This is a genomic window from Pseudomonas sp. PSE1(2024) (assembly GCF_050990555.1).
Classification (GTDB): domain Bacteria; phylum Pseudomonadota; class Gammaproteobacteria; order Pseudomonadales; family Pseudomonadaceae; genus Aquipseudomonas; species Aquipseudomonas aphyarum.
Genome location: NZ_CP158967.1, coordinates 2,378,784 through 2,397,593, shown reverse-complemented (window position 1 = coordinate 2,397,593; position 18,810 = coordinate 2,378,784). Strand labels below are relative to the sequence as shown.

Sequence of the window (18,810 nt, the reverse complement as noted above, 5' to 3'; positions counted from 1 at the left end):
GTTGCGAACTTGTAAGCCGACAAACTTGCACCAGCGCCTGCACCAACGCCTGCACCGCGGGCAGCTATAGTTAATAGCCTTGGGGAAATCCGCTTCCACAGGTGCTGCCATGGGAATGTTCAATCGACTGCTGTTGTCCGCCTGTCTGCTCGCCGCCGCCCAGGCGCAGGCGCTGGACAGCAACTTCAACTACTACGGGGCGGACCAGCCTTTTGCCCACCCTGCTCCGCCGTCGCTGTCCGCTCAGCCGCCCCGGCCGTTCGATGACACGGCGCCGCAGGATTTCATCGTCATCCCGGATCGCCACGTGTTCCATGACTCGCAACTGCCCACTGTGGCCGATGCGACGGTGCGGGTGTTTATCCGCACCTACGATGCCGAACGCGGCATCTACGTCAACGACGAAGTGCTGGACCCGACGTGCGTGCTGGAATGCCTCGGCACACCGAGTCCGCGCAGCAACGCGGTCTACCACTGACGCTTGTCCGGACGGGCCAGGCCGAGCTTTTCGATGCGGTAGCGCAGCATGTCGCGGCTCAGGCCCAGCAGGCGCGCCGATTTGGTGACGTTCCAGTCGGTCTTGTCGAGCATCTTGCGCACCATGTCGCGCTCGACCTCCGGCAGGTTCATCGATTCGGTGTTGCTCGCCGGGCGCGGTTCGAAGTGCGTGTGCGGCACCTCGTGCTGATGCTGCGGTGGCAGCTCATCGCACAGGCTCATGCACACGTTCAGTTGATGCGCGGCGATGGTGTCGCTCGGCGCCAGCAGCACGGTCTGTTCGAGCATGTTGCGCAGTTCGCGCACGTTGCCCGGCCAGGTGTAGCTGAGCAGCAGCTCTTCGGCCTGATCGCTGAAATGCAGGTTCGGTTTGCCATAGCGCTTGCCGTGGCTGGCGAGGAAGTGCCGGGCCAGCAGCAGGATGTCTTCGCCACGGGCGTACAGGCGCGGCACCTTGATCGAGATGATCCGCAAACGGAAAAACAGATCGCGGCGGAACTTGCCCTGCTGGACCATCTGCTCAAGGTTGCAATTGGTGGCGCTGATCACACGCAGGTTGACCTTGCGTTCCTTCACCGAGCCGACCCGGCGAATAGTGCGATCTTCCAATAGCTTGAGCAGTTTGGCCTGCAACAGCAGGTCCATTTCGCCGATCTCGTCGAGAAACAACGTGCCGCCGTCCGCCGCTTCCACCAGCCCGACCCGGCGATCCTTGGCGTCGGTGAATGCGCCTTTCTCGTGGCCGAACAGTTCCGATTCCACCAGGTTGGACGGAATCGACGCGCAGTTGAATTCAATGAACGGGCCTTTGCTGCGCGGGCCGTCGAAGTGCAGCGCGCGGGCCACCAGTTCCTTGCCGGTTCCGGTTTCGCCTTCCACCAGCACCGGCGGCAGATCGGTGTTGGCCATGCGCCGCTCGGCGTCGAGCAACTGGCCGATGGTGTTTTTCAGGTACTGCATCGGCGACGACTCGCCGATCAGCGCCTGCACCCCGGACTTCTGCGCCTCGCGCTCCTGATAGAACGACAGCGTGCGTTCCATCCGTTCGGTGGCCAGGGCCTTGTCCAGCAGCAGTTTGAGTTCCGGCAGCGCGACCGGTTTGGTGACGTAATGAAAGGCGCCCTCCTTCATTGCGACCACCGCGTCTTCGACGTTGCCGTAGCCGGTCATCATGATCACTTTCAGTTCCGGCGCGCTGATGCGCAGCTTCTGGATCAGATCGTGACCGCTCATGCCCGGCAGCGAGTTGTCGGTCAGGACGATGTCCGGCATGAAGCTTTCCAGTTGCCCCAGCGCGTCCTCGGCCGAGTGGCAGACCGTCACCTCGAAGTCTTTGCGCTCCAGGTAGGTCTGAATATTCTCGGCCAGCAGTTCGTCATCCTCGACCAGCAGAATGCTGTGTTCCATATTCCCCTCCCGATGCCACTCTAAAGTTGAGACTGACGCGGGTTCCTTCCTGCTCCCGGCTGGTCAGAATGACCGAACCCTGAAACCGCTCCATGATTCTTTTGACCAGCGCGAGGCCAACCCCGAGGCCGCCCTGCTTGGTGGTGAAAAACGGCTTGAACACCAGCTGTTGCTGCTGCGCGCTCATGCCTTTGCCGGTGTCGCTCAGGGTCATGCGCACATGACCGGTGTGCGGTGTTTCAATCTCGACAGTCAGTACGCCCCCCTTGGGCATCGCTTCCAGGGCGTTGGCAAACAGGCTATTGAGTATTTGCGTCAGCAGCACCTTTTGACTGACGACCGGCGGGCAATTTTGTGGCGTGAATCGCACTTCGACGCCATTGCGCCGGATCAACGCGTCAAACGCCCCCAGGGTGTCCTCGACCGCCGCCAGCAATTCCACCGCCTCGCCGTCGTCACTCATCGGGCGCAACGACACCAGCAACTCGCGCACCCAGCGCGACATGCGGTCGACCTGGCTGATGATGTCGCCGATATTGCGTTGCGCGCCGGGGCTGGCGATTTCCTGGGCCAGTTCGGCGCTGGAGCGAATGGTCGCCAGCGGGTTGCGCAGGCTGTGGGCCACCGCCGAGGACATCTCGCCCAGGGCGACAAAGGTTTCGTTGCTGATCAGTTGCTGTTGCTGGCTCTGCAGCAGCGTCGAGGCGCGCCGCACGATCCAGAACAGACCGAGATAAATCGCCGCGCCGCCAAGAATGGTCGCGGCCCAGATCGAAGCGAACCCACGGTCGATACGGTCCACCAAATCCGCCGGTTCCTTGTAGATCTCGACCATGGCGACGACTTTGCTTTTGTCGGCGTTGAACATCGGGATGTAGTTTTCGATGAACAGGTATTTCGGTTCGCGGGACAGCTTCTGCTCGGGTTTTTCGTCGTCGATCTTGTGGTAGCTGGAAGACACCGGCACCTTCATTTCGAACGACTCGTCCAGTTCGTCGTCGTCTTCGATCTTGACGTTGATCAGCTCGGGGTTGGTCGACCAGATAATCGTGCGATCCAAGGCATACACCGTGGCCAGCAACACGTCGGGCAAGTGTTCGACATGATCGAGAAACTCGGCGCGGGCCGACGCATGGGCCAGCGGGTCGACGTCGGGGTAGTTCCCGTCCTGGCGCGGGTCGAGCATCTCGCCCATGGTCCGTTGCGGCGTGATGTTGGCGTGGCGCATTTCCGCATCGCCGATGGCCTGCACGAATTGCGCGGTGAGCAGTGCATCGCGCTCCACGCTTTCGGTGACCACGAAGCGCGTGGAGATAAACCCCAGCCCCAGCGCCACGGCCGCGATGATGAAAAAACTGGCCAGCGAGAACCAGCGCAGCAGATTGAACTGCCCGCCCCAACTCTTGATGGCTGCCAACGCCACGTTCGGCGCTGCTGTTTTTTGTTCTTCCAGTCGCTGCATGGGAATGCCCTGGCGTTTTTGTGTCGAGCCCGTTACAGCCGCCTTCTCGAATGAGTGTAGGTGGCAATGACCGTGACACACGGTTCAGTGATGCTATTTAGCCGCTACTGCATACGACTCACCGTTTCGCTGGCAGAACCCGGTTTTACTGGCGTCAAAGCCCCGTCAGCCAAGGGCTGCACCGACGGATGCTGACGTTCGGTTTCGGCACTCAAAAAGTCGATGATCGATTGCGCTGAAGCTTCATCCAGACGCAGATTCGGCATCGGGATGCGCTCGTATTGCTCGAACAGCTGCAATGCGATCGGGTCTTTCTCCGCCAGCACCCGATCCGGTTCGCGGATCCAGCGATTGAGCCAGGCCGGGTCACGCTGGCGGGTCACGCCGATCAGGTCCGGGCCGATGTTGCGCATGCCGATGCCTTCGCCGTCCTGCGGGCCGAGGCTGTGGCACGAAGCACAGCGGGTGCGGAACAGTTCTTCACCATTGCTCGGCGGACGGATCTGCGGAGCGTCGGCGTAACTTTCTTCGGTGCTGGCCTGTTTCCAGTTCTGCAAGGTATTGGCGAGCTGGTCGGCGAGGATCCACGGGTTCTCGAACGGCGAAGCTTTCATCCAGCGCCCGGTGCTCTGGTTGCCGACGATCAGGCTCAGGTTGTGATCCTTGGTCCGGCCGTTGTCGACGCCTTCGATGAACAGCCCGAGCTTCTTGCGCAGCTCGGTGACGTCTTCGAATTCGCCGGTGAGGAATTTCCAGCCAGGGCCGACCTTGAAGCGTTGCGAATAGGCCTTGAGCACTTCGGGGGTGTCGCTCAGCGGATCGATGGTGATCGAGTAGAAAAAGATGTCTTTCCCGACCCGGTCCCCCAGCAGTTTCTGCACCTGGCGCAGGCGCGCGGTTTCCAGTGGGCAGGAGTCGCTGCACGAGGTGAAGATGAAGTTGATCACCACCACCTTGTCTTTGATCAGGTCATCGAAAAAACGCACCTGCCGACCGTCCTGGTCGGTCAGCAGGGTATTGGGGAAATAGTCGCCACCCCACGGGGTGGCGGATTCGCTGGCGCCTTCGGGCTGCGCCTGATGGGCGATGAGCACCTGACTGCCGAGCAGGCAGGTGACCAGCACCAGAATCAGGTGCATGCCCAGGGCGCGGGAGCGCGGCGTTGGCTGTGTCATGTCGGCTCCCTCCCTGCTCATGGTTTCACGGTCACTTGCGGGCCGAAGCCATCGCCAGTGCGGAAGGTTGGCAGTGCGGCGGAGTTGACGTAGCGCACGCCATCCCAGCTCGGCAGCGGCGTCGGCATCAACTGCAGTTGCCCGGGTTTCTCGAGGTCCCAACGCAGCAGCATCGAGTTGTCTTCATGCTGGGTGTTGTGACAATGCTCCATGTAAGTCCCGGCAAACTCGCGGAAGTTGATCGCCATTTCCACGCTGTCCAGCCCGTCGGCCTCCGAACCGATGCGATAGACGTCCTTGCGCGCCCATTTTTCCCACTCAGGCGGGGCCTTGCCGCCACGGCTGAGGATGATCCCCTCCTCGAAGTGCACGTGTACCGGATGGCTCCAGCCCGTGCCGCCGGCCTTGATGTTCCACACTTCCAGGGTGCCGATGCCGCTGACTCCGGCGTCGGTCGGGCCGCTGGCCAGTTTGGTCGAGGCATTCAACCGGCGAGGGTCCATGTGGAAGCCGAAACCGCCATCGGTCTTGATCGTCCATGGCGCTTCATCGGTGCCGTCGGAGCGGCCGAAGATAAAGGTCCGGTGCAGCGCCTTGGCGAGCAAGGCCTTGTCGGCAGCGTTGTCGCGATGGATCTTCAGCGGAATCATCACCATGCCTTCGGCCTTGCCCGGTTTGGCCGGCTCGTAGGCCGCCGGGTTCATCGACAGATCCTGACCGGTATAAGCCTTGACGTTGAGTTGCAGAACCTTGCCTACCACCGGGTCGCCCCGGTCCCATTGCGGGCCTTTGCTGGTCTGCTTGATGACCGCCAGGTATTTCTCCGACAGCACGTCGGCCAGCGGGATCACTTCTTTCGGGCCCTTGCCGTCGTCCTGGGCCTGCAGGTTGACGAAGAACAGCTTGTCGCCCGGTTTGATGCCGTTTTTCGCAAAGTTGACGATGATGTCGAACCGCTCGGCGATGCCCTGAGTCGGCAGAATCGCGTTGTGGTTCTGTTTGTCGCCGTCGGCATCCAGGTCCATAGAGCCGTCGAACGGCACGCTGTGTTCCATGATGTTGCCGTCGTTGGCAATCATGTGGAACGGCACGCGGCTGTAGGACACACCGGAGTTTCTCGGTCCCTGGAACTCACCACTGGTGCCTTTGACTTCACGCACCAGCGCAAGCTTGAAGTAGCGCGACACCGAACCATTGAGGAGGCGGAAGCGATAACTGCGCGCCCGCACGTCGAGGGTCGGTTTCCACTGCCAGTTGACCAGCACCTGATCGCCGATGAAGCCGTCGGTGTTGAACGGGTTGAACCACAGCTGACCTTGCTGATCCCAGGCCTTGTCGGCGAACACCAGGTTGACGTCGTAGTCGCGATTGCCCCACGGCAAGGCGCTGCCACTGGGGAAACGCAGGTTGACGCCGTCGTTCACCGATTCGTTGCCACGGTCCAGGGCGCTGTAGTAATTCATCATCGCCGCGTTGCCCTTGTAGACGTTCTGCGCGGTGAAATCGAGCATGTGGTCGTGGAACCAGTGGGTGCTCATGGTTTCGCGCCAGTCGCCGCGAATCTTGATGGTGCCGTGGTCGCAGGTCTTTTTCGCAGGCTGAATATCGTTGACCCAGAGGGTTTCCCCCGGTGCGCACGGGAACGCCGCGCGTGGGTCTTCCGCCTTGGTGTTGATGCTGTCGTAGCCGGCGAGCTGGATCGGCCAGCGATAGTCGTAGTACTGGCCGGGAAAGAAAAATGCGTTGGCATAACCGTCGCTTTCCGCTGGCGCGTGGCCGTTGTGCTCGTGGGTGGTGATGGTGTGCAGACCGAAACCGCGGTTGGCGGAAGGGTCGATCGGCAAGCCGTTGTAGTGACGCATCAGCACCGGTTGCCCGTAGCGCACCATCAACAGTTTCGGCGGCAGCGTGCCGTCGAAGGTCCACACCGAATTGTGGTCCTGCACCGGCATCGCCGGGTGGAACCGTGGGTCGACACCCTTGGCCGTGCCATCGGTCGCCGGCACGCCCGCGACGTTGTGGTACAGACCACCAGGGCCGAACTCGCCGACGGCATAACCGTGCATCTGCCGACTGTCACGCAGGCCGCCGTTCAGCCGCGCACCGGTCTGCACGGTCTTGTAGGCGACTTGCGGGTAGAACTCGTTCCAGCGCTGATGGGCCCAGCCTTTTCCCGGTGGGCGGCCTTCGGCGGAGGAACCGATATGACGGTTGAGAAACAGTTCGATCTGCGCCTGCCAAGGGTTGCGGTCAACCACGTTGGCGTACTGGCTCGGAAATGGCGTGAGCCCCGGTTGACGCAGGAATGCATCCAGCGCCGTGCCGGGTGGCGCGCTGCGGGCGATGTTGTTCGGGTCTTGCGCCGGCGCCGGGCCGATGGCCGCAGGCGGGAAGCTCAACGGCGCGGCCGGTGTGGTCGGGTCGAGTTTTTCCGGGCCGAACTCTTCGAACAGCACCAGTTGCTGAGTGAACGGCTGCGCACCGTACAGCGGGCTCGGCTTGCCGTTGGTGGGGTAATTGAAACTGGTCTGGACGGTGGGCGGCAGGATGTTTTCCGTGCGCGTCGTGTTGCGCGTGCCTTTGACCCCGTCGGGCAGATCGAAAGAGTCTTCGTTGGCCTCGGGCATGGTCAGGATGGCGTTGAGCGCGCCGGCGCGGTCTGCGGGCTCGTCGTAATAGGCCGACGGGTCGGAGGCCTCCGGCTGATTTTCGTCGTCGATCGGGCTCGCTCGGACCGCGGTCATCTGGCCGAGGGTCAACATCAGAAAGACGCTCAGGGGCGTCAACAGGAACAGCTTTTTGGGGTCACGCATTGCTCTGTCCATCACCAGCCGCCTCATCTAAGGAAGGGGTGATGGTGTTTTGCAATTACCTCGCCAAAAAATCATTTCCAGTTGTAACAGGGACTTGGGAGCGCTGTTGCATTCCCCACTCCCCGGTGACCGGGGCCTGACACCCACTGCTGGGGGAAAGTTCACCCCAATTTACTGAATGAGCTGAAACGCCAGACGAACGGTGGTGCCCTCGCCTTCGCGGCTGTCCAGGCTCACGCCCCCGCCGAAGCGTTCCATGATCCGTTTGACCAGCACCAGCCCCACGCCGAGGCCGCCCTGCTTGGTGGTGAAGAACGGCCGGAAGGCCATGCTGCGCTGTTCCTCGTTCATGCCTTTACCGGTGTCGCTGAGCATCACGCTCACGCCACGGCTGTCGCTCGGTTCGAGGGTGATGGTCAGCGTGCCGCCCTTGTCCATGGCCTCCAGCGCGTTGGCCAACAGGCTGTTGAGGATTTGCGTGAGCTGGATGGGCTGGCTCAGCACCATCGGCGTCTGCTGGGGATGAAACACCACCTGCACGCCGGCCTTGGCGATCTGCTGCTCGAAGGCCATCAGGCTGTCGTGCAGCGCCGCCACCAGGTTCACCGGTTCCGGGTCGTCATTGAGCGGTCGCAACGATTGCAGCAGTTCGCGCACCCACTTCGACATGCGGTCGACCTGGCCGATGATGTCCTTGATGTTCTTCTGCGCCGGCCCCGCATCGAATTCCAGCGCCAGCTCGGCGCTGGAACGGATGGTCGCCAGCGGGTTGCGCAGGCTGTGAGCCACCGCCGATGACATCTCGCCCAGCGCGACAAAGGTTTCGTTGGCGATCAGTTGTTTTTGCTGGGCCGCCAGCAGAATCGCTGCCCGCCGCACGATCCAGTACAGCCCCAGATAAATCAGCCCGCCGCCCAGCGCGGTGGCCAGCCAGATCAGCGTCAGCCCGCGCTCCATGCGGGCGATCAGGTCTTTGGGCTCTTTATAGATCTCGACCATCGCCGTGACATTCTTGCCCTCGGCGTCGAAGAGCGGGATGTAGTTTTCGATGAAGATGTATTCCGGCGGCACCACGAACTTCTGTTCTTCACGGCCCTTGTCCACATCGTGATAACTCGCCGACACCGGAATCTTTTCATCGAACGCCCGGTCGAGGTCTTCGTCGGCATGAATACGCGTGTTGACCAGCGCGGGGTTGGTCGACCAGATCACGGTACGATCCGGCGCATAAATGTTGGCGAGGATCACGTCCGGCAAATGCTCGATGTGATCGAGAAATTCGCCCCGGGCGCTGGCTCGGGCTTGCGGGTCGACGTCGGGAAAGTTCTTGTCCTGGCGCGGGTCGAGCAATTCGCCCATGGTGCGGATATTGGGGATCGAGACGTGGCGCACTTCCGCCGACGCGATGGCCTGAATGAACTGCGCGGTCAGCAAGGCATCACGCTGCACGCTTTCTTCGATCACGAACCGTGTCGACACCGCCCCGAGCGCCACGGCCACGGTGCCGATCACTGCCATGCTGATCAATGAAAACCAGCGCAACAGGTTGAACGGCTGCTTGCGCGAGTTCAGCCGCTGGCTGCTCTCCTCGATCGGTAGCGATTTTGACTGCATGTTCATGGCGGCGACTTCCCGATACGTCCCTATAGGGTTATAGCCCACGGTTGGGTGTTTGCCCGGATCCGGGGGGTGAACGGCCCCACGTTCGGCCGATTTCCCCGTCATGCAAAAACCGCCAGGCGTTCATGCCCCCACAATCCCCAATGCTGGGGACAGTCGCCCTATCCGGGCTTGCGCCCTTTCCCCCCACGCCAAGCCGCGAACCCTTGCGCCACGGGCGTTTGCGGCCGGTTGGCCCGTCGTTGGTATGGAAGTTGTAAAGCCCTCTGCAACTGACCCATCCCCAAGGGGCAGGTACTTTGATAGAGGGATTAACTCATGCACCCTTTACTGTCCAAAACCGCGACCGTCCTGGTCGTGAGCGCCTTGGCCCAGGGCATTGCCCAGGCCGCTCTGTTCGCCGTCGATCCGGGTCCCTACACACCGGCCAATGGCGGTTTCGCCAGCTGGTATCAGGACACCCACGGTCGCACCCTGGATCTGTGCCTGTCCAAAGCACTCAGCTCCCGCGTACCGAGCACACCCGGCGCCCCGTCGTACATGTGCTCGCTGCTGCCGACCCCCGGCGTGTTCGATGACGCGCAGCCGATCGTGTTCCCCACCAACTTCCCCGATGAAGCGTTCTGGTTCACCGGCGAGACCTCGCTGGTCGATGCCGCGCGCGGAATCAACCTCGGTTATGTGAGTGCCGTCGAAGCCGCGTTCGCCGCCGAAGAGCCGGTGGAAGGCGATCAGGTGAGCTTTGCGCGGATTCGCATTCGCGTGGATGTGCCCACCGCTGGCACCTACGTCATCACCCACCCGTACGGCGTCGATGTGTTCAACGTCGATACCCCCGGTCGCCGCGCCATCAACATGACCCGCGACATCGGCATCGGCACTCCGAAAACCTACGACGGCGCGCTCAAGGGCGACATCGGTCCGTTCCTGCGCAGCGTCAACGGGCCGTACACCGAGACCAACCCGGTGAGTGGCGCGGCCGAGCAGTTTGTCGGCGACCCGAACCTCAACGAAGCCGTGACCGGCAGCCCGTTCAACACCAACTACGTGCGCATCGAAGGCCCGGGCGGCATTGACCTGCGCACCACGACCTTCGCCGTGTCCGGCAAGTTGTCGACGGTGGTGCGGCCGACCCCGCTGATCCCGCAGCGCAGCACCTACTCGCGCAAACCGGGTGACAGTGCGCCGGTGGCCCAACAAGACGTGTTCGTCCAGGCGCCACCCGCGCCGGGCACCGCCGCCATCACCAGCAGCACCCCGGTGGTGAACATGAAAGAAGCCGACAGCACCGGCAGCTGGTACGCGCAATCGGCGGTCAACCCGACCCTGCCGACCGTGCTGCAAGTGACTGCCGACAACCACCTGGCGATCGCCACCAGTTCGCCCACCACCCTGCCCATGACCCTGACCGACCTGGTGGTGATCCAGCGCGCCGAGTACAGCCTCAGTTCCGGGCAATTGACCGTGGTGGCCTCGACCAGTGACGAAACCTCGCCACCGGTGCTCACCGCCACCTCCGGCACCGGCGCCGCCATTGGTGCGCTGGGCGGTGACGGCGCGGTGAAAACCCTGGCCACCGGGATCACGCCGATTCCGCCGGCCAAGGTTCGGGTGACGTCGTCCAACGGCGGCAGCGATACCGAAGAAGTGGTCATCGTGCAATGAACGCTCACATGCCCAGATCCGCATCAGGAGGCATCATGAACAAGTGGCCACGCTTCGCGCTCAACGCGCTCGGGCTGACAATCTCGCTGACCGGCAGTGCGTTCGCGCAACTGGCCGCCGTCGATCCCGGCCCCTACACCTTCGCCACCGGGAAATTCCCGATGTGGTACCAGGACAACAACCTGCTGTCGATGGAGCTCTGCCAATCGCGCGCCGCCAGTTCGCGGGTGCCGGTCAGCACCCCGCCGGCGTACATGTGCACCCTGCTGCCGGAGCCGGGCGTGTTCGATGACACCCTGCCGATGGTGTTCCCCGACAACTGGCCGCCGGAAGCCTTCTGGTTCCTGGCTGAAACCGCGATCCCAAACAACGGTGCCGGTTTCGGCGTAGACGCCTACGTCGCAGGCATCGAAGCGGCGTTCGCCTCGGAGAATCCGGTCGATGGCGATCAGCAAAGCTTCGCGCGGATTCGTATCCGGGTGAACGTCCCGGTGGCCGGCACCTACACCATCACCCACCCGTACGGCGTTGAAACCGTCAACGTCACCACACCGGGGCGGCGGGCGATCAACATCACCAAGGACATCGGCATCGGCGCGCCGGGCAACTTCAGCGGTGCGCTCAACGGCGCCATCGGCCCGTTCCTGCGCAGCATCAACGGCCCGTACACCGAAGTGAACCCGGACACCGGCGGCATCGAAACCTTCGTCGGCGACCCGAACCTCACCGAAGCGGTGACCGGCAGCCCGTTCAACACCAACTTCCTGCGGATCGATGGTCCGTCGGGCGCCGGCTCGATTCAGACCAACCTGTTCACCGTCGCCGGCAAGGTCCTCGACAACCGTCAACAGACCCACGTCGCCATCGACCGCGCCACCTATCGCCGGACGTCGGCCGGTGTGCGCGCCGAGGTGTTCGCCAAGGCTGACAGCAGCACGACCCTGTGCTTCCGCGAAACCCTGGCGTTGCTGCCCGGCCCACCGCCAACGCCGTGCCAGACCAGTCTGCTGGGTGACAACAACGGGCTGTTCTTCGGCCAGCGCCTGGGCAACGGCACCCTGCCGTCGGTGGTGGTCGTGACCGCGACCAACCCGGCCGGCACCACCCGGCCGACTGCCGTCTCGGCCAAGCTCACCGACGTGGTGAAAATCCAGACCGCCCGCTACAGCTGGGCCAACCACAGCCTGCTGATCGAAGCCACCTCGACCGATGAAGTCGCGGTGCCGGACATGGTTGCCCAGGGCTACGGACGTCTGTCGAAAACCGGCACCCTGCAAAAAATCACCGTCGCCGACCTGACTCAGCCTCCAGCCACCGTCACGGTCAAATCCGCCGCCGGCGGCAGCGATACCGAGCCAGTCGTAGTGGTCGGTGCAGCACCGGACACCGGTGAGAACCAGGCGCCACTGGCCAACGCCGACACCGGCAGCACCAGCTTCGGCGTGCCGATCACCCTCAGCCTGTTGACCAACGACAGCGACCCGGACAACAACGTGCCGCTGACGATCACCGCGTTGACTCAACCGGCTGCCGGCCAAGGCACCGTCGCGCTGAGCGGCACCACCTCGGTGGTCTACACCCCGCCAGCCGTGGTGACGACACCGTTGACCACGACCTTCACCTACAAGGCGCAAGACAGCAAAGGCCTGGCCTCGGCCAACCCGGCGACCGTGACGGTGACCGTCGCGCCTAACCGGCCACCGACCGCCGTCGCCGACAGCGTCGCCACATTGGGTGTCGCGATCCCGATCAACGTCCTGGCCAACGACACCGATCCGGAAGGCAACACACCGCTGGGCGTCGCCAGCCTGACCCAACCGCCAGCAGGACGCGGCACGGTCAGCACCGACGGCACGGTGATCACCTACACCCCACCGGCCACCGTGACCACGGCCTTCACCACGACCTTCACCTACATCGCCCGGGACAGCTTCAACGCCCAGTCGACGCCGGCGACCGTCACGGTGCAAGTGTCGCCACGGCCAGCGGCGGAAACCTTCACGATCACCACCTCGACTGTGCAGGCCCGTTCCGGCGGCCGCTTCAACTGGGACTTCGCCGGCACCTCGTCGGTGACCACCGGCAACACCATCACCGTGCAGGTCACCACCCCGACCGGGCTGGTAACGCTGGGCACAACCACGGTACCGGTGACCGGACGCTGGCGGCTGACGCTGAACAACACGCTGGTCGTGCCATCAGCCAACCCGACCGCCACCATCCGTTCGTCCCAGGGCACCGTTCGCACCATCTCGGTGACCACGCTCTGAGCCCACGCCCCACCCGACCCACACCGCCTGGCGCGGGGTGGGTGGGGCTGACTCAGCCGCGATTCCGGATTTGAGCAACACACAACACAGGACAACGCCATGAACACGCCGACCGCCGCCCTGCTTTGCCTGCTCGCCCTGTGCGTCAGTGCGGGCGTGCGCGCCGACGACCTGATGGAAAACGATGACCTGGCGCCCAACAGCGCCGATCTCGGCGAACTGCCACCCCCCGTGGGCCAGCAAGCCCTGATCGACCAGAACGGCCAGGTCAACCTCGCCCTGCTCTCGCAGAACGGTCAGTCGCTGCTGGGCAAGATCGTGCAGTCGGGCAGCAATCAGGAGGCGTACATCCTGCAACAAGGCAGCGACCTGATGGCCTTGATCACGCAAAACGGCTCCGGCAACGCCGCGTCCATCACGCAAACCGGCAGCCACAACCGTGCGCAGATTTCGCAAAACGGCAACAACAACGACGCCAGCATCGAGCAGGCCGGCACGGGGCTGCAAAGCGCCGTGACCCAGTCGGGCAACGGCATGAGCGTTTCGGTCAAGCAATATCGCTAAGCACTGCAATCATCGGAGAGTTCATCATGTTCAAACTGACGCCCCTCACCGCCGCCATCCTGGTCATGATCAGTGCCCAGGCCATGGCCGACGACAGCCTTTCCACCCAGAGCCAGTTCGGTACGGCCAACATCGCTGATGTGAAGCAGACCCAGGCCCCGTTCAGCACCGCGACCCAGACCCAACTGGGCCAGGGCAACAACGCCGCCGCCGTGCAGGACACCGCCACCAGCGTCATCACCCAGGACGCGGTCGGCGATTACAACGCCGGTTACGCCGAGCAGCTTTTCGAAGACAACAGCACCATCACCCAACAACAGGTCGGTGCCTTCAACACCACCCACGCCAGCCAGTCCCTGGGTTTCGGCGCCGGCAACCAGGCCCTGCAACAACAGCAAGGCACCGGCAACTTCTCGTTCGTCTACCAAGACTCGCAGAACGGCAGCGAAGGCAAGACCTTCCAGTTCGGCGACAGCAACGAAGCCAACATCGAGCAACTGTACGAAGGCACCGGCAACAGCTCGGTGATCACCCAGTACGGCACCGCCAACTACGGCACCGCCGAACAAGTGCTGCACAACGGCGGCCAGATCGGTATCAACCAGGCCGGCGAAAACAACTACGCCTACGGCGACCAGCGCAACGGCACTGGCGGCAACATCACCATCAACCAGTTCGGCAACCTCAACGGCACCGAAATCTGGCAAGACTCGCAACTGGCCAGCCAGGCCACCGTCAACCAGTACGGCGACAGCAACGAAACCGTGGTCGACCAGAGCTTCGGCGAAAACAACACCGCCGCCGTCACCCAGGTCGGCAACACCAACGCCATCTATGCCGACCAGTTCGAATCGGTCAACTCGACCCTGGCGCTCTATCAAGTCGGCAACGGCAACGTGCACTTCACCTACCAGAACGGCGACAGCCACACCCTCAACGCCACCTCGGTGGGCAATGACAACAAGGTCTACGCCAGCAACTGGAAAGGCCCGCAACTGGGCGGCCAGTTCGGCAGCAGCCAGCGCGCCACCGTCACCCAGGCCGGCAACGGCAACATCGCCAGCTTCAAACAGGACGGCATCGGCCACATCATGACCACCAACCAGACCGGCACTGGCAACAAGACCACGGTCAGCCAGGCGGATTCCTACAACGAGCTGTACTTCGATCAGAACGGCAGCGACAACATCCTCATCGCCGACCAACGCGGCACCACCAACCTGGTTCAGGGCTCCTCGAACGGCTCGGGCAACAGCGCCGAATTCGATCAATCCGGCACCGGCAACCAGGCCTACACCGCGCAGCTGTATGGCAGCGACAACATGATCACCGTGAAACAGGCGGACACCATGAACGTGGCGTATGTAACCCAGGGCGGCACCGGGAACATTGCCAATGTGGATCAGAGCGGGATGACGCAGACCGCGACGATTCAGCAGTTCGGGTCGGCTAACCAGGCGACGGTGTTGCAGCAGTAAGGGTTGGGTAAAAAAAAACCGCGATCCCCGGGTGAGGGATCGCGGCTTTTTTATGCCAGCAGGACGATTCAGCCTTCGCTGCTCTTCACGACAGAAAACATCATGCCTGTGTGATCACCCGTCCTCGCCGAGTATTTGAGGTCGCCTACCCGACGCTCGACTGAATCTTCAGAATTGAACTTCACAATGGATTCATGGAATACCTCCATCACCATCTTTTTGTTCTCCTCCACCGGAATGTCAGGATTGAGTGCCTCGGTGGTCGCCAACAGAACAGTCAACATACGAAGCTGCTCCACCTCCTCCTCGTTTGGAGAGATATTGATGATGATCAAGTCGACGTTGCCGTCATCCTTGTCAAGGGTTCCCATCATCGTCAGGTCCTGGCTGAAAATGTAATTGAACACTCCCGTAACGCCGGTTGTGTCGACATCAAAGTCGGCGGCTTTGTATTCTTTTTTGTATCGACCAATAGCGGCGTTGAATGCGTCATGAAACTCGTCGACGCTCAATCCCATGGAAGTCGCAGAAGGTGAAGCGTCCCGGTTGGCGCTGGCGGAGACGCCGCCCGACCCGCCAAAGCCTGCGGCCTGCTGAACCTTGGTGGAGGTATAGGTGAGAAGAGCGAAAGACGCTCCACTCATGACCAACCCTGCCAGGAACAGGCTGAACCGGCTGGGGATCCGACCGGTTTTTCTGTCCCTGAAAAGCTTCGGCGCTATCACACCAACCACCCCAATCAAGGCGAACGTCACGGTAAACAACAGCGCCAGCGCGAACAGTATGAGCACTTATTCATTCCTTTTGATTTGCACACTGAAAGTGATGGCATTCTAACGTCACCCATGGGTAAAAGCCCATGGTCGCGTCCTACGGAAAAACGGAACGTTTTCAGAAGCTTCGGGAATTTTCTGACGAGTTCTGGCGGTTGGCCGTCGGAAGTGCAGGCTCTAGGATTTGCCGGGACAACTTGATCCCCATGGAGCTTGGCCCACATGCAATTCATCCAGACAGCGACGACAGCGATACCTTTCGACCCACTGTGCCCGGTGGTTTCGGATCTTGATCCCGAGGAGCAGGCTGCGAGTTATGACCGTTGGTTTCGGGCCGAAGTACAGGCTTCTCTCGATGATCCGCGTCCGAGCATTCCGCATGACCAGGTGATGGCCGAGATATATGCCTTGATGGAATCGATGCGCAAAAGGGCTGATGCTAATTGAGATGAAATATACGACTTATAGCGGCTCGAGCCTTCTTGCCGTCTGCCTCGTACAGCCCCTGTAACAAAGCCTGATCGGTTAACCGATGGAGGCGAAAATGGTTGTAGAAGGCTTGCCCCAATCGCTGGTTATCAAAAGAGCCCATTTCCCACAGACCCAAGAATTCTGCATAAGCTGCGCTGTCGATTTCCAGTGGTGGTGAAAGGTCCATGCGCTCCTCAAAAATAGTTAGTCGTCAGGAAGCAGTAGAGTAGCCAAAATCGGCATTGCGCTTTTCTACTTTTCACCTTGCCAACGCAAAGCACTCACCCCGCCTCATGCTTTCTTCGTTTGTCCTCCATCAGGGCCGACATTTCAGCCATCACCTGTTCATTCGGAATGCTGGGTCGTGGGTCATCGATTGAAGCCTGTATTTTGGCAATCAACCAGCGGTCGTAGCTGGCGGCCTGCTCTTCGCTTTCAAAGTCTGAAACGATTGTGGATATCAGGGGATCCATGGTGACTCCAGTTTGAATGTGAAAAACGCGACCCGTTGCTGGGCCGCGTTTTTTATTGGGGATGTGCTGGATCAGCCCTTCAGTTCGACGTGATCCAAGGCCTGATTTACGGCCAATTCACCCAGCATGAGGATCTGTGCGATGCCCAGGGCGGTCTTGCGGTGGGCGGGGTCTAGGGTGGCGGCGAAGTTGTTGAGCATTTCGCTGGCGGAGCCCAGAGATTCGCAGGCGTTGGCGAGCAGGGATTCGGTGTTGTAGGCCGGGTTGGCGAGGTACATCGGGGCGGGTTCGTTGGCGCTGCCCATGATGTGGGCGCCGGGGCAGAGGTAATGATCGAGGGCGCGTTCGGCGGCTTCGTGGAGTTTTTTGGAGTGGGTGGAGGTGTATGGGGAGGTTGGGTCGCTTTCGGGGTTGGCTTGGGTTTCGGGTGGGTTGGGTGTTGGTTTTTTCATGGTCATTTCGTCCTCATTGATGGTTGCAGCCGGCCCAATCGACTTCCAGGAAGAATGGGTGGCAGCTGTACGCGGGCTGGAAATCCGGGGAGAACGCGACCCGGCAGACATAAATGTCTCCCGCGCACAGCCGCCATAACAGCGTGCACACAATGAAGGTGCGCAAGCATACGTTATGAAAAGCGATTTCGCTTTCTCACACATCCGGGTTTCCAGACCCGATCGCTGAATTGGCAGCGACCGAAACAGGCTAGAGCCCGCGCTTCCGACGGACAACCTGAAAACCTTGTGGGAAGGATCGGCAAAACAGACACAACTTTTAAACATTCGAGAATGGAACGCGGAGCGTCCCGGGCTGCATTCCCACGCGGAGCGTGGGAACGATCAAAGCAAAAGCAGTCCGCTTTCTGCTTTCTGCTTTCTGCTTTCCGCTTTCCGCTTTCCGCTTTCCGCTTCTCACCACTCAACACAATGAGCGTTAGCTCGAGTAAAGCTTTTGACGTACTGGCCCCTTCGGCAGGCTGAGTGGAGGGATTCATCCGGGGGTGGGAGCGCAGCGACCGTGCGGCGAAGCCGCATGCATCGAGAGGAGGTGCAGCGAAGCAAACCGGAGGCGATGCCCCCGGATGAATCCCGGAGCGAAGGAACCCCGAGCCCCAGCGAGGGGCCGAACGCCGGGGCCCAGACCTTTTGGTTCCTTTTGGGGCGTTTGCCAAAAGGGACTCGCCGTAAGGGCGAAACCGCCAGCAGCAACACCCAAAAAAACGGATATTCACCCAAACCACCCATAGAACCTGGTCGGCCCAAAGGCCGCCAAGTTCACTCAGCCTCCGGATCCACCTTGTTCTGAGTCAAATACCGATTCAAAACATCATCCTGCGAAGGCGTAGAAGCATCCCCCGCCACCTGCCACAACCGCCGCTCAATCCCCTGCGCCACCATATGCCCCACCGCCGCCTCAATCGCCGAAAGCACACACAACTGCGCCGGCTCATTAGTCGTATACCCGACCTCAGCCTCAAGCAACTTCTTGAACTCGATAAACTTGAAAATCCCCGCACTGCGCGCCACCGAATAAATCGTCTTGCTCGTCATCACATTCGCCAACACCTGCCCGCTACGCACATCCACCGCGCGCAAATTCACAGTCACCTGATCCACCCGATACTCACGGGACAGATCAATCCCCAGATACCGCGCCCCTTCCCCACCGCTACGCACGTTAGTGTCATAAGCGATGATCCCGCCCTCAAGCATCATGTTCGCCGCCTGCAACGGTGGCAGCTCACCCTGAATGTTCACCGGCGTATTCGGCTTCTTCTGCGAAGCCCGAATGATCTTGCGTTCAGTCAGCAGGTTCTGCAGCCCTTCCCGTTCGAGCACCACAAACCAGCCGCTGGCCTGCATCGCGTCCATCAACATCGACGCCGCGCCCTGGGTGACGCTGGTGGAAAAGGAACTGGCCGGCGTCGGTTTGTACTGCCCGGTCTGGTCACGGAAGCCGTACACCACCGCCATCAGCCGGCCCTTGGGTCGCGGCATTTTCAGCAAGTCGTAATAAGTGGAGGCCCTGGGGGTCAGGGTCGGGGTATCGGTGTCCTGCTCGGCCGGCATCGGCTCGCGCAGACTGCACCCTTGTAATGCTGCCAACATCAGCCCTAGCGCTATTATTTTTTTCATGTCCATCAC

General features: G+C 61.5%; 16 protein-coding genes. 6 read left to right on the top strand and 10 right to left on the bottom strand.

All coding sequences use genetic code 11. The annotated features are described in order from the left end of the window. Nucleotides 1-109: 109 nt before the first annotated feature. Nucleotides 110-478 carry a hypothetical protein gene (locus tag ABTV87_RS10880; RefSeq protein WP_085607681.1) on the top strand — a complete coding sequence of 123 codons (369 nt, stop codon included), beginning with the start codon at nucleotides 110-112 and terminating at the stop codon, nucleotides 476-478. On the opposite strand, the gene ABTV87_RS10875 is transcribed toward ABTV87_RS10880, so the two are convergent. The 5 genes from ABTV87_RS10875 to ABTV87_RS10855 all read right to left on the bottom strand — a co-directional run bounded on the left by ABTV87_RS10875 (nucleotide 469) and on the right by ABTV87_RS10855 (nucleotide 8,975). After that, nucleotides 469-1,905: a sigma-54-dependent transcriptional regulator gene (locus ABTV87_RS10875; RefSeq protein ID WP_085607683.1), complete on the bottom strand. Its 1,437-nt coding sequence runs from the start codon at nucleotides 1,903-1,905 to the stop codon at nucleotides 469-471. The two genes, ABTV87_RS10880 and ABTV87_RS10875, sit on opposite strands and share 10 nt — an antisense overlap. After that, the gene (locus ABTV87_RS10870; protein WP_433899468.1) at nucleotides 1,874-3,367 is read right to left on the bottom strand and encodes an ATP-binding protein; all 1,494 of its coding nucleotides are present in this window, start codon (nucleotides 3,365-3,367) and stop codon (nucleotides 1,874-1,876) included. Before ABTV87_RS10870 ends, ABTV87_RS10875 begins: the two co-directional genes overlap by 32 nt. A gap of 104 nt (nucleotides 3,368-3,471) precedes the next feature. Continuing rightward, entirely contained in the window at nucleotides 3,472-4,563 is a 1,092-nt protein-coding gene (locus ABTV87_RS10865; protein ID WP_433899467.1) for an SCO family protein, read from the bottom strand. After that, a complete protein-coding gene (locus ABTV87_RS10860) occupies nucleotides 4,560-7,367 on the bottom strand; it encodes a multicopper oxidase domain-containing protein (RefSeq protein ID WP_433899466.1) in 2,808 nt (935 codons plus the stop codon). The genes ABTV87_RS10865 and ABTV87_RS10860 overlap by 4 nt, the downstream gene beginning before the upstream one ends. A 159-nt stretch (nucleotides 7,368-7,526) precedes the next feature. After that, nucleotides 7,527-8,975: a sensor histidine kinase gene (locus tag ABTV87_RS10855; RefSeq protein ID WP_433899465.1), complete on the bottom strand. Its 1,449-nt coding sequence runs from the start codon at nucleotides 8,973-8,975 to the stop codon at nucleotides 7,527-7,529. 318 nt (nucleotides 8,976-9,293) lie between these two features. Between ABTV87_RS10855 and ABTV87_RS10850 the strand changes: the two genes are divergently transcribed. From ABTV87_RS10850 to ABTV87_RS10835, 4 genes are all read left to right on the top strand, one after another. After that, entirely contained in the window at nucleotides 9,294-10,640 is a 1,347-nt protein-coding gene (locus ABTV87_RS10850) for a hypothetical protein (RefSeq protein WP_433899464.1), read from the top strand. Between the two features lie 35 nt (nucleotides 10,641-10,675). Beyond that, nucleotides 10,676-12,910 (top strand): Ig-like domain-containing protein, encoded by a 2,235-nt coding sequence (locus ABTV87_RS10845; protein ID WP_007956151.1) that lies wholly within the window; start codon nucleotides 10,676-10,678, stop codon nucleotides 12,908-12,910. 99 nt (nucleotides 12,911-13,009) lie between these two features. Next, on the top strand, nucleotides 13,010-13,474 hold the full coding sequence (locus ABTV87_RS10840; protein ID WP_007956150.1) for a curlin: 465 nt from the start codon (nucleotides 13,010-13,012) through the stop codon (nucleotides 13,472-13,474). Between the two features lie 26 nt (nucleotides 13,475-13,500). Continuing rightward, entirely contained in the window at nucleotides 13,501-14,952 is a 1,452-nt protein-coding gene (locus tag ABTV87_RS10835) for a curlin (RefSeq protein ID WP_433899463.1), read from the top strand. A 68-nt stretch (nucleotides 14,953-15,020) separates the two neighbouring features. Here ABTV87_RS10835 and ABTV87_RS10830 read toward each other — a convergent pair whose 3' ends face one another. Continuing rightward, nucleotides 15,021-15,743, bottom strand: coding sequence for a hypothetical protein (locus ABTV87_RS10830; protein ID WP_433899462.1), 723 nt, complete (start codon nucleotides 15,741-15,743; stop codon nucleotides 15,021-15,023). 204 nt (nucleotides 15,744-15,947) lie between these two features. Between ABTV87_RS10830 and relB (ABTV87_RS10825) the strand changes: the two genes are divergently transcribed. Beyond that, nucleotides 15,948-16,172 (top strand): type II toxin-antitoxin system RelB family antitoxin, encoded by a 225-nt coding sequence (gene relB, locus ABTV87_RS10825; protein ID WP_085607698.1) that lies wholly within the window; start codon nucleotides 15,948-15,950, stop codon nucleotides 16,170-16,172. Here relB (ABTV87_RS10825) and ABTV87_RS10820 read toward each other — a convergent pair. The 4 genes from ABTV87_RS10820 to ABTV87_RS10805 form a co-directional block, all read right to left on the bottom strand. Then, nucleotides 16,165-16,383 carry a hypothetical protein gene (locus ABTV87_RS10820; RefSeq protein WP_007956145.1) on the bottom strand — a complete coding sequence of 73 codons (219 nt, stop codon included), beginning with the start codon at nucleotides 16,381-16,383 and terminating at the stop codon, nucleotides 16,165-16,167. The genes relB (ABTV87_RS10825) and ABTV87_RS10820 overlap by 8 nt on opposite strands. A 94-nt stretch (nucleotides 16,384-16,477) precedes the next feature. Continuing rightward, nucleotides 16,478-16,669: a type II toxin-antitoxin system RelB family antitoxin gene (gene relB, locus ABTV87_RS10815; protein WP_007956144.1), complete on the bottom strand. Its 192-nt coding sequence runs from the start codon at nucleotides 16,667-16,669 to the stop codon at nucleotides 16,478-16,480. Nucleotides 16,670-16,740: 71 nt separating this feature from the next. Then, nucleotides 16,741-17,121 carry a DUF6124 family protein gene (locus ABTV87_RS10810; RefSeq protein WP_258713217.1) on the bottom strand — a complete coding sequence of 127 codons (381 nt, stop codon included), beginning with the start codon at nucleotides 17,119-17,121 and terminating at the stop codon, nucleotides 16,741-16,743. Nucleotides 17,122-17,940: 819 nt separating this feature from the next. Beyond that, nucleotides 17,941-18,801: a CsgG/HfaB family protein gene (locus tag ABTV87_RS10805; RefSeq protein WP_085607704.1), complete on the bottom strand. Its 861-nt coding sequence runs from the start codon at nucleotides 18,799-18,801 to the stop codon at nucleotides 17,941-17,943. Between the last annotated feature and the right edge of the window lie 9 nt (nucleotides 18,802-18,810).

Coding starts and splice junctions, on each gene's coding strand:
- ABTV87_RS10835 (WP_433899463.1), top strand. CDS start 13,501: ATGTTCAAACTGACGCCCCTCACCGCCGCCATCCTGGTCATGATCAGT.
- ABTV87_RS10810 (WP_258713217.1), bottom strand. CDS start 17,121: ATGAAAAAACCAACACCCAACCCACCCGAAACCCAAGCCAACCCCGAA.
- ABTV87_RS10860 (WP_433899466.1), bottom strand. CDS start 7,367: ATGGACAGAGCAATGCGTGACCCCAAAAAGCTGTTCCTGTTGACGCCC.
- ABTV87_RS10870 (WP_433899468.1), bottom strand. CDS start 3,367: ATGCAGCGACTGGAAGAACAAAAAACAGCAGCGCCGAACGTGGCGTTG.
- ABTV87_RS10840 (WP_007956150.1), top strand. CDS start 13,010: ATGAACACGCCGACCGCCGCCCTGCTTTGCCTGCTCGCCCTGTGCGTC.
- ABTV87_RS10865 (WP_433899467.1), bottom strand. CDS start 4,563: ATGAGCAGGGAGGGAGCCGACATGACACAGCCAACGCCGCGCTCCCGC.
- ABTV87_RS10880 (WP_085607681.1), top strand. CDS start 110: ATGGGAATGTTCAATCGACTGCTGTTGTCCGCCTGTCTGCTCGCCGCC.
- ABTV87_RS10820 (WP_007956145.1), bottom strand. CDS start 16,383: ATGGACCTTTCACCACCACTGGAAATCGACAGCGCAGCTTATGCAGAA.
- ABTV87_RS10850 (WP_433899464.1), top strand. CDS start 9,294: ATGCACCCTTTACTGTCCAAAACCGCGACCGTCCTGGTCGTGAGCGCC.
- ABTV87_RS10875 (WP_085607683.1), bottom strand. CDS start 1,905: ATGGAACACAGCATTCTGCTGGTCGAGGATGACGAACTGCTGGCCGAG.
- ABTV87_RS10845 (WP_007956151.1), top strand. CDS start 10,676: ATGAACAAGTGGCCACGCTTCGCGCTCAACGCGCTCGGGCTGACAATC.
- ABTV87_RS10805 (WP_085607704.1), bottom strand. CDS start 18,801: ATGAAAAAAATAATAGCGCTAGGGCTGATGTTGGCAGCATTACAAGGG.
- relB (WP_085607698.1), top strand. CDS start 15,948: ATGCAATTCATCCAGACAGCGACGACAGCGATACCTTTCGACCCACTG.
- ABTV87_RS10855 (WP_433899465.1), bottom strand. CDS start 8,975: ATGAACATGCAGTCAAAATCGCTACCGATCGAGGAGAGCAGCCAGCGG.
- relB (WP_007956144.1), bottom strand. CDS start 16,669: ATGGATCCCCTGATATCCACAATCGTTTCAGACTTTGAAAGCGAAGAG.